The sequence below is a fragment of the Methylibium sp. T29 genome (assembly GCF_000576205.1).
In the GTDB taxonomy this organism is placed as follows: Bacteria; Pseudomonadota; Gammaproteobacteria; order Burkholderiales; family Burkholderiaceae_C; genus Methylibium; species Methylibium petroleiphilum.
Genome location: NZ_AZND01000533.1, coordinates 1 through 1,046 on the forward strand (window position 1 = coordinate 1; position 1,046 = coordinate 1,046).

Sequence of the window (1,046 nt, forward strand, 5' to 3'; positions counted from 1 at the left end):
CCCGCCAGCACCGCGGCGGCGCGGCCGGCCGCGCGCCCGCGCCGGCTCACGGCTGCACCAGCGTGAGCTTGGTGATGCCCACCGCGTTGGCGGCGGCCACGAGGTCCTTGCTCTGCTGAGTGAGGCTGGCGATCGTCTTCTGGATGCGCTGGCGGCCCGGCGCATCCTTGGCACCGACGATCTCGCGGTCGAACGGCGCCTGGATGGCCTCGGCCGCCGCCACCGAGGCGGCGATCTGGCGCGTGCCGCGCTCGGCCAGCGCGGCATCCTTCGCCGCCACCAGCTCGCGCAGCGAGGCGCCCTGCAACGTGCTGCCGTCGGCGCGCACATAGCGGCCGAGCCACACGTTCTCGATGCCCTTGGCGTTGTTCACCGCGTCGCGGTGGGTGTTGTCGGAGAAGCAGGAATGCTCGTCCTCCTGGTCCTGGCTGTTGAGCGCGACCTCCAGCCGCTCGCCGGCCAGCTCACCGCGCGACAGCGAGCCCAGGCCCACCAAGATCTTGCGCACCGATTCCTTGCCGCCCTGCTCGAAGCGCGCGCGGTAGTTGCCCTTGGTGGCCGGCGCCCAGGCCTTGACCAGGCCCGCCAGGTCGTCGACCAGCAGCTCGGTCACCACCGTGAGGTACTGGCGGCGGCGGTCGGCGTTGGGCGCCTTGCCGTCGACGAAGTCCTCGAAGCTGCGGTCGCCCGGGCCGGTCTCCGACAGGTCCTGGCCCCACAGCAGGAACTCGATGGCGTGCCAGCCGGTGGCGATGTTCTCCTCGCCGCCACGCTCGTTCTGCGCCGCGAGGTTCTTCTTGCTGATGACGAACTTGCGGTTGCCGATCAGCCCGCTGCCCGGCTTGCCCTGCACGCCGTCGACGAAGGACTCGTCCATCGGCCAGGCGTTGATCCGGCCCTCGGGGCCCTTGTCGTCGTCGATCGGGCCGCCGTAGAAGCGGAAGGCCTCGGTCTGGCCGTAGAACTCGCGCGCGGCCAGCCAGCGCTTGCGCGCCTCGGCCAGGGCCTCGGCCGACGGCGCGGCGACGAAGGCCGCGACGGCCTGC

Annotated in this window: 1 protein-coding gene; it reads right to left on the reverse strand. The window is 72.2% G+C overall.

Annotated features, from left to right (window positions below; all coding sequences use genetic code 11):
• Nucleotides 1–46 precede the first annotated feature (46 nt).
• Nucleotides 47–1,046: imelysin family protein (locus x551_RS22620; protein ID WP_036251913.1), on the reverse strand; the 1,000-nt coding region annotated here is incomplete at its 5' end.